General features: G+C 41.2%; 8 protein-coding genes and 1 pseudogene. 1 reads left to right on the forward strand and 8 read right to left on the reverse strand.

What is annotated here, in order from left to right:
* Positions 1-200 precede the first annotated feature (200 nt).
* Positions 201-395 carry a hypothetical protein gene (locus BLT07_RS18050; RefSeq protein WP_091872992.1) on the forward strand — a complete coding sequence of 65 codons (195 nt, stop codon included), beginning with the start codon at positions 201-203 and terminating at the stop codon, positions 393-395.
* On the opposite strand, the gene BLT07_RS18055 is transcribed toward BLT07_RS18050, so the two are convergent.
* The 8 genes and pseudogenes from BLT07_RS18055 to BLT07_RS18080 all read right to left on the reverse strand — a co-directional run bounded on the left by BLT07_RS18055 (position 370) and on the right by BLT07_RS18080 (position 8,352).
* Positions 370-2,784, reverse strand: a complete 2,415-nt coding sequence (locus BLT07_RS18055; protein ID WP_394331318.1) for an Eco57I restriction-modification methylase domain-containing protein — start codon at positions 2,782-2,784, stop codon at positions 370-372. The two genes, BLT07_RS18050 and BLT07_RS18055, sit on opposite strands and share 26 nt — an antisense overlap.
* A 105-nt stretch (positions 2,785-2,889) precedes the next feature.
* On the reverse strand, positions 2,890-3,606 hold the full coding sequence (locus BLT07_RS21450; RefSeq protein ID WP_245726593.1) for a type I restriction enzyme HsdR N-terminal domain-containing protein: 717 nt from the start codon (positions 3,604-3,606) through the stop codon (positions 2,890-2,892).
* Between the two features lie 335 nt (positions 3,607-3,941).
* The gene (locus BLT07_RS18060; protein ID WP_245726594.1) at positions 3,942-4,922 is read right to left on the reverse strand and encodes an IS3 family transposase; all 981 of its coding nucleotides are present in this window, start codon (positions 4,920-4,922) and stop codon (positions 3,942-3,944) included.
* Positions 4,889-5,041, reverse strand: a pseudogene (locus tag BLT07_RS21455) (transposase); the annotation flags it as partial. The pseudogene BLT07_RS21455 and the gene BLT07_RS18060, both read right to left, overlap by 34 nt.
* Positions 5,042-5,318: 277 nt before the next feature.
* On the reverse strand, positions 5,319-5,714 hold the full coding sequence (locus tag BLT07_RS18065; protein ID WP_091873000.1) for an MORN repeat-containing protein: 396 nt from the start codon (positions 5,712-5,714) through the stop codon (positions 5,319-5,321).
* A 287-nt stretch (positions 5,715-6,001) separates the two neighbouring features.
* Complete coding sequence (locus BLT07_RS20810; protein ID WP_139205165.1) at positions 6,002-6,208, reverse strand: hypothetical protein; 207 nt, start codon at positions 6,206-6,208, stop codon at positions 6,002-6,004.
* A 357-nt stretch (positions 6,209-6,565) separates the two neighbouring features.
* A complete protein-coding gene (locus BLT07_RS18075; protein ID WP_091873007.1) occupies positions 6,566-7,354 on the reverse strand; it encodes a hypothetical protein in 789 nt (262 codons plus the stop codon).
* Positions 7,355-7,425: 71 nt separating this feature from the next.
* A complete protein-coding gene (locus BLT07_RS18080) occupies positions 7,426-8,352 on the reverse strand; it encodes a DUF2268 domain-containing putative Zn-dependent protease (protein WP_217633337.1) in 927 nt (308 codons plus the stop codon).
* Positions 8,353-8,626: the final 274 nt, after the last annotated feature.

Consider the following 8,626-nt stretch of genomic DNA (forward strand, 5'->3'; position numbering starts at 1 on the left):
TTTTGATAGGTTTTGGCAGATTATATCAAAAACAGGTGGTGCTCCACCAGGGGGAGATTGAAACGGACCTGGATTCCATATCCCGGTTTCTCAGTGTCTCGGAGTATACCCATATTGTCGACCTGCCCTTGAACAGGCGCACCGTGAACGTATTGCCGCGAATGAAGGGTTTGTTAGGTTAGCAGTATAACTTAAAAGATATGGAAAAAGTTTCTCTCTCGGAGTTGGCCCTTCAGAAAAATGCGGGAAGAAGGACATTGTTCGAGACCGAGGAGCTTTGCCTCTATACCGGCATAAAAAATGTTGCCATAATTGTGAAGAATCATTCAGACAGAGTTTATAATGCCCACCAAAAAGTAACGTTTCCCATCATTGTCTACGTTCCACAATTTTAATTTCTTCTTCCGTCAGTCCGTACAAACCATAGACCATCTGATCAATCTCTTTCTCGGTCCGGTGAATTTGGTTTTGTAGTTCTTGGGCTTTTTTCTTATTCTCCTCAAAATAGGTAAGCCACTCACTCTCTTCCTTCAAGGTGAGATTTACCTTTTGTTTTTTCAGCTCTTTCAGAAAGGAAGCAAACTCCAATTGATGCCAGTTCTGCAGCTTTCTGCTCAATTTTTCAAGTCCAAATTTGGATTGTACCAGATCTGATAACCCGGTCAGACTTTCATTTAGTGCCTTTGTCAAGGCAATCATTGAATTGACCGAATCGTCCAATTCACCGTTGAGATCAGGAATCGGTATCCTACCAAAATATTTCCAGATAAGTTGACATCCATTTTGGATCTGTGTGCAATACTTTGTGATAAGCCACCAGCCCATTTTAGAATTCAATACACCCACAAGGCTTCTGTTCTCACTGGGAATTATCCACATAGAATCATTACAATACAAACCGTTCTCATCAAAAATAAAACAGGGCTTTATCTGAAATTTTTGATACATGATTTTCACCTTCTGAAAATCGGAATAGTACTCACAAGCCCGCAGCTCCCACCAAAAATCACCTTTATCCGTTCTTTTCTTTGCCTTTGTTTTAAAAGGTGCCAACCACTTAGATATTGAAGGATACGTTTGAATCATCCACTCCCAAGCAGTCTCTTCATCACAATCACCTATTTGGGACTTGGTAAAGCCTTTTTCAAGGAGCAATAAGTAGTTTTTTGGTATAGGACTCGTATAAGGTTGTACTTCACGTCCCAGCAGAAATGGAAATAGAAATTGTTCCGCCTTGAAATCATCTTTAATCATTTGATCTTTTACTTCCTCAGATATTAAAAATGCTTCCGTTAACCCTGTTAAAACGCCTCTTAGGGCTCTGCCTTCAGTAAATTCCTGAAGAGATTTAAAAACACTTTCAAGCCTAACCAGAAGTTCCTTATCCTTTTTAGATGAGATTACCCAGGTCTTTTCGTCAAACCCTTTCGTTTTATAGCTCTCAAAGCTTAATGTCACATTGGTCTGAAAATCGGAGGCGGTGGCAGATTTCAATACAGCGACATCAAATTCTTTTGCAGGTGTGGTATTTTCTGCAACAAAAATAAGAGGGTAGGTCGTTGCCCCTTGAAATATCTGAATATCCCCGAAATCTATCAATTGCTTTAATCTTTTGGTTAAAAGATATTTTCGCAACGATTTTCCATAGCCGGCTTGCAACCATTTGTTCGGCATTATGAAAGAGAGCTGTCCGAAGGGCTTTAAAATCTGGAAACCTTTTTCGACAAAAAGAACATATAGATCACCCCTCTTGTCAAAGGTCTCGAAACCTACTTTTTCCAACTTAAGGGAGGCATCTTTTATGGCTTCCAGTTTTACATAGGGCGGATTCCCTATCACCACATCAAAACCGCCATCTGCGAAAACCGTTGAAAATTCATGTTGCCAGTTAAAAGCCTTATCGCCTGCCACCTTTTTATCTTCGATAAGGCTATTGCCGCATTTGATATTGCTACTGAGGTCGTTCAATTTTCTTCGCGGCTGTGCGGTGCGCAACCATAGGGAGAGCTTGGCAATTTCTACCGATTCTTCATTGAGGTCGACACCATAGATGTTGTTTTCGAGAATGGTATTTTCAATATCGGCAAAAATAAGGCCGCCACCCAATACTTTTGCCTTTAGCTCATCGATATAACGATGCTCTTTGATCAGAAAGTCCAAGGCCTGATTTAAGAATGCACCCGAACCACAGGCCGGGTCACAGATGGTCAGGTGTATGAGCCAGTTGCGATAGTCGTCGAGTACCTTCACCAGTTCCGCCAATTTCTTTTTCGGACGGTTGGTGCGGCCTTTGAAATATTCCTCTTCCTTGAAACCGAGTTCGGTTTTCTTTTCATCGCACAGCTTCCCCACCGTATTTTCGACAATATATTTGGTGATGTATTTTGGGGTATAGTACACCCCATCCTTTTTACGTTTGCTTTTTTGCTTATCGAACTCGGTACCTTCGATCTCGGCGTTAACCCCTTCGATCTCGTTCAGGGAATTTTCGAAAATATGACCCAAGATGTTTACCCCGACCTGGCTTTCAAAATCATATTTGGTCAATTTTAAGGTGTGGCGATATAATAGATCGTCATCTATTTCCAGCCCGTCCAAAACGGAATCCGGCTGAAAGAGTCCGCCGTTATAGGCATATATTTCGGCCCGGCTCTGCGTACCTTTTCTACCGGTGTCCAAATACTGAAAGTATTGTTTGAAGAGGTTGTACAATGGGCGCTCATCCCCAAAGTCCATATCGGCTTTCCATTTGTTCAATATCTGGAGCGTAGAATTTGGAGTCAATAAGCCCCTATCCTCCGCAAAAAAGATAAACAGAAAGCGGTCGATAAGCTTCTGGGACTTTTTGAACAGTGCCAGTTTTACATTCTTGCTAAGAGTTTGGAGTTCTTATTTATAAGCGAGGTCGGTAGTAATTTCCTCCAATTCCTGTTGTCGAGCAGTTCGGATTCTTTTCGCGTTCCGTTTGACCAGATCTCGAAAAAGCTCCCGTTTAAAAATGGAATAGTCTTTATAGAACTCTTTGGTTATCCGTTCCTCTACCACCAAGGAATCCTCCTTTATTTTTAAGGGAACATGGCTTAGGATATTGCCCTTATGAAGGCACAGATGCAACAGCCCAAAATCGAGTCCGGAAAGTTCGAACAGATCGAACTCCAAGAATTCGGTCGCGTCGTTGATATAAAAGCGAAGCTTTTCAAAGTTGGAAGTAATGACGTAGACGCATCCCTTTTGGTTGGCCTTATAATCGAACGCCTGCCTACGGATGCTTTCCAAATCTTTGGTCCTGGTGCCCTTCAGTTCTATGACCCCGATGGCCAGGCCGTTTTTCAAAATGGCGCCATCGGCCTTACGATTGTTCTTTTGGTTCTTGAATTCGGTGGTAAGATCGAATTCCGGATCGGGGTTGATGGTGTAACCGAGCACTTTCACAAAGAGCTCCGTTAAAAAGGTAGCCTGGAACTGTTCTTCTTTTGCGTTTCGAATGTTCTCCTGCCTAACGGGATGTAAGAAGTATTCTGAATACCTTATGTAGGCTTTATCCAGTGTTGCCTTATCCTGTTGTTTGAGGTATTTTTTAAGTACGGAAGATTGATATAGAGCCATTCAAAAAGTTGGTCGGGTTTCGGTCTTTAAAAATAGGGTATTTTTCCGGTTGAAGGTAAAATCTAACGGGAAACTCTATTTCCGGACTCTTTACGAAAGGTGGGTTATGTATGTAAAGAGAATCGTTTATTTGAACTTGTATTAATTGTTCAGATTCTTGAATGGATTAAGTGAGTTTACCAAATCGACCCCTTTGAACAGCATCCAAATTTGAACGAAATAGTAGATGATTATGTAAGCTTCCCACGTTTCGAACTGCTTGTTAATCCAAAATTATGCTTTTTTCCGTTTTAAATAGGTCGGCTTTCTTTTCATGATGTTTCTTTAAAGCCGATTTATTTTAAAATGCGCCCAGCGGTAGCGACACGCCTCCTTTGAGCGTATTTTACCGGTGGTATCCTTCCCAGTCCGTCGTGCGGTCTGTGATGGTTGTAATCGTTCATCCATATACGCGTTTGTTCCCGTACCTGGTCTATGTTCTCGAAGATGTACTTGTTCAGTACACCTCTCCTGTACGAACCGTTGAAACGTTCCACGAACGCGTTCTGGGTCGGTTTTCCCGGCTGTATGTATTTGAACACTATACCGTGCATTTCGCTCCAGTCCTTCGTGAGATGGGCTATCAGCTCAGGGCCGTTGTCCATCCTGATCTTCTTCGGCTTTCCCCTTTTATTGATCAGGTGGTTCAGCACCCAGACGATACGGTTGCTCGGCAACGAGAAATCGACTTCTATATGTAGCGCCTCTCGATTAAAATCGTCTATGACGTTGAACGACCTGAAACGGCGCTTGTTCTCCAGTACATCGGTCACGAAATCAATGCTCCAGGTATGGTTGATCTCGGCAGGGACCTCCAAAGGTTCTTTGACCCTTGCCGGCAAGCGTTTTTTGTGCTTTCTTCTAAGTGGCAGGCCGAGCGCCTTGTATACGCGATGGACACGTTTGTGGTTCCATGGCCTTCCCTCGTTGCGCAAACGGTGGTACGCCTTCCAAAAACCTTCTTCCGAATGTTCGCTTGCCTTCTGTCTTAAGGCTTCCTCGATATGAGAATCATCCTTCGGCAAAGGTCTGTAGTAATAAACGCTCTTACTCATATTGAGAACACGGCACGCCCTGCTGATACCGTAATGAATAAGTTCTTTGGTAATTCTTCGCTTACGGCAGGGCTTCAGAGCTTTTTTTCGATGATCTCCTTTGCCATTTGATGGTCGAGTGCCAAGGTCGCGTACATCTGCTTGAGCTTGCGGTTCTCCTCCTCGAGCTCTTTGAGCCGTTTGAGTTCCTTGGAATTCATTCCGGCGAACTTGGAACGCCACTTGTAAAAAGCGGCGGGACTTACGCCATGTTCGCGACTGATCTGATCGACACTTTTACCATTGTCGAACTCCTTCAAGATCTTGGCGATCTGCGTTGGTGAAAATTTGCTCCTTCTCATACTGTTTAAAATTAAGATTATTATTCTACTTTTAAACAGTTCGGTTTTAGGGGAAGCTTACAATTATCCACACTAGCCCAGCAAAGTTCACATCAAAGAAATCCCCACCATTTCTGACAATATAATATCCAGAAATGAAATGTAACTCCTCAGATTAGAACGGACTTCTAAGCTCAATGAAATTGATAAAGCGCGCAGTTAAGTAACTCCTAGCAGCCAACATAATAAAAACGAGACTTACTAAAGATGACCAGATTTTCACCCTCGGTTTACGACTTTATGGTTGTGGCGCATTTGACTTGGAGTTAAATTCACGCTTTAATTTACCCTTGGACCATCGCCCTTGAGTAATTATCCCGTCTTGACTTAAGATGCCTCGCCCATGCTCAAGGCTATTTTTCCAGTTTCCGTTATAGTAATCCCCGTCAGCATACGTGAATTTGCCTTGCCCATGTCGCTGGCCATTTTTCCACTCACCCTCATAAACATCACCGTTGGTATAACGAAGTGTTCCCTCGCCATGCCAAGACCCATTTTTAAATTCACCTGTGTAAATATAGCCGTTGTCATATTCGCACACAGCGCGACCGGTGTAGTCATCAATCGCGTTTTCAAGGATGACCGGGAACCCATTATAGGACAGATATGTATCCTCTTTTTCTTGTCGCGGCATTGTGGCCTCGTCTTTGTCTGGATGGAATTGAATCGATTCCTCGCGCTCCGTAGATGGGAGGCTCTGAACAGACCGCACGGTCTACGTGCGCTCATCTTGTTCCTTGATCACAGAAGGAGGCGTTGTCTCAATGCGGATTTCTGGTTGCGGCATTTTTTTCTTGGTGGGCGTGATCACATCCTCATCATTCTCGCCAAACAATGCCCCAGCTAGAACAAGGGCTGCAAGACCGAACGCACCATAGGCAAGATTCTTGAAACAACCACTTTTATTCCCATTCTCAGGAGTCAGTGGTGGGTCTGGGCTATATATTTTTCCAGAACCAGCACATCCAGTACACATTTCATTTCTACTATGGACGAAATCGTACGAATAACCAGTTCCACCACATTTTCCACAATTAACTCGTGCCATGTTTTTGTCTTTAATTCAATTGCGGCTTTGTTTAGTATCTGTGCTTCTTCCTTGCCGGGGGCGTAGATAGCCGTTGTCATGATATTCGCACCATTCAATCTGCAGCATATTAAGCGTAATTATTTTCCTTAGTTTTAACCATACAATCGAACGATTACACCTTTTTTTTGGATAATGTTTTGTTAAAGTTATTTTCGCTATCGTTTATTTAGACTTTGCAATAATTAATATTTTTTCAACGATGATATAGCATGACAATTGGAGAAATGAGGGACATTTAGCATAATTGTATCTTTACCCGTCAACTTCTCCCTTCACCTTTTCTATATAATCATTGGTCTGTTCCATGGAAATAATAATTTCCCCTAGTCTATTGGCCATTTGCTGTTTTGTCATTTGTATCGTTTAATTAGACTTTAAGTAATCTCTTTACCATTCTAAATGTTTCCAGGTTTTGTGAAAAATTCCACTATTCTATCTTCTTCAAGTAATTTATCGGTAAACCTATTTATTTCTTCACTTGACAGTTGGGGCAATTCGATTTGCATTGATCTTAAACTTCCGTTCTTTTGCGGTGCTATTAAAATTGTTTTTCCAAAATCGAGATTAAAAAGTCTAGTGCTGACAATTGCATAAGATTCGTTTTCCGGTGTTGTAAAAGCTACGTAATCAATCGTGGAGTTTTTGGTCTTATAAAATCCCTGTCCTACATAATCTGGATGGTTGCGAGAAATAATTTCACTACCTACATGTGAGAAATCAACCGAATCAATGGTATCGGTCAAAACGAGTATTTGAAAAAATATTTCGTCCTTTCTATTTTGTAATCGTTTCTGGTTTAGATTGTTCTTCTTAACGAAAAAGCTGTTGTACAATATTATTTTGTCCTTTATTGTTTTGTAGTACTTCCCGGCACCGCTGTATCCAAAATTGCCTAGACCGGAGAAGGTTCCCTTCCCTATTAAATCATAATTGGGTACTGGGAAGGCACCAAACATGAAGGGACCGGTTGGTCTCTCGTTCTTATATGAAAGGTCTGTTTTTAACATTTCAGTGTCCCAATAAGAAGAGTCTTGTCTTTTCTTAACCACCAGTGACCTTAATGAATCTGGGAAAATTACATGATGAGAATTTTCACCTTTATCAATAACACCAACTTTATCAGGATTACTATCTGAACAAGAAAACGCGATCGCTATTGTTATTATGAGAATTAACTTCTTCATTAATAAAATCGTTTATTTGAACTTTAGAGAACTGGACTGGGGCTTTTCATAGAATATAGTGCTAGCCACAGCTATTTTTCGTTGATATAACCTTCATATCCGCTTTTTTCCAAAACTTCTTTAGCGTCCATTCCGTACAATTCTTTCCACGAATCTTGTCCGTGTTTTTTAACATAGTTTTCTATAATTCTAAAACCTAACCAATAATAAAGGGTTTTAGGTGCATCCGGATAAAGTTTATGCGTGTCGTTCCGCAATAATGGATTGTCGCCCGACTTGTCGTCAAAATATGGTTTAATGCTTTTGAAAATGTCCTTTTCTCTTTGCAAATACCAATCCCAATCGTTTTCGGTCATATTTTCGACCGCCTCCCATTTTGTGATATTCCCATCGAAGAATGCCCAAGTGAAATAGCAAGCAAATCCCTCGTCTATTGTCAAAAACAAGGCGGTGCCAGATGATGGGTCGTTTGATGTTAGTGGCTCGTTGGCCAAATGGTTTAATTCGTGCGGTATTCCTTTTTCGATTGTGTAGGCTACATCATAGTCTTTATTGTTCAGTTCAAAACAAAACTCCTGTCCGCTGCAACCTCCAAAACCTATTCCTTGAAATGGGGTAAAAAGGATGCTTATACTTGCCTTTGGGCTATGTGGCACTAATTTTTTAAATCGGTAAAGATTGGCATTAAGGGCCGAATCGATGTTTATGTCCCGGAGTTCGTTTGCCCTTTGCTGGAAAAAAGCTTCGTTTTCAGTATAAAGCGTTCTGTTCCATTCGACCATTCCATTAGTAGTATTGAATTTTGAACTATTTTCCTCTCCGAAAATCATTGCGTAACAATTGTCCCATAGTTCTTGGTGAGGTCGATAAACTTTTTCAATAATCATTATACTATCAAAGTCCGTTCCTCGATGTGCCAAAATTTGGCTTTTGAAAAGATTTTTGATAACTATATCGTTAACTTTTATACTGTCCGACAGCTTTGTGATTCGTTCCATAAATTCCGATTCGGAATTCCAGTTTTTATTTCCATTTATAGCGTCTTTACAGGATAAACTTCCAAATAAAAGTCCGAATGATAATATTAGCAGTATTTTTTTCATAGCTGTGGATAACTATTGTAAATAGCAACAAGTTACTATTTTGTAATCACTTTAATTTCGGCCAATGATGTAATCGTGGCCGTTGCAGAAGTGCTCTGTGCGTAAGATATTGACCCGAGCAGGCTGTTTTTACGGAGCCTTTTGGAGAACGGGTCTTGGCTGGATCTGC

It is taken from the genome of Pricia antarctica (assembly GCF_900101815.1).
Taxonomy (GTDB): Bacteria; Bacteroidota; Bacteroidia; order Flavobacteriales; family Flavobacteriaceae; genus Pricia; species Pricia antarctica.

What these genes read in the sequence shown, in the direction of transcription:
- BLT07_RS21450 (WP_245726593.1), bottom strand. Translation starts at nt 3,606, where the DNA reads ATGGCTCTATATCAATCTTCCGTACTTAAAAAATACCTCAAACAACAG.
- BLT07_RS18080 (WP_217633337.1), bottom strand. Translation starts at nt 8,352, where the DNA reads ATGGAACGAATCACAAAGCTGTCGGACAGTATAAAAGTTAACGATATA.
- BLT07_RS18075 (WP_091873007.1), bottom strand. Translation starts at nt 7,354, where the DNA reads ATGAAGAAGTTAATTCTCATAATAACAATAGCGATCGCGTTTTCTTGT.
- BLT07_RS18050 (WP_091872992.1), top strand. Translation starts at nt 201, where the DNA reads ATGGAAAAAGTTTCTCTCTCGGAGTTGGCCCTTCAGAAAAATGCGGGA.
- BLT07_RS18065 (WP_091873000.1), bottom strand. Translation starts at nt 5,714, where the DNA reads ATGCCGCGACAAGAAAAAGAGGATACATATCTGTCCTATAATGGGTTC.
- BLT07_RS20810 (WP_139205165.1), bottom strand. Translation starts at nt 6,208, where the DNA reads ATGACAACGGCTATCTACGCCCCCGGCAAGGAAGAAGCACAGATACTA.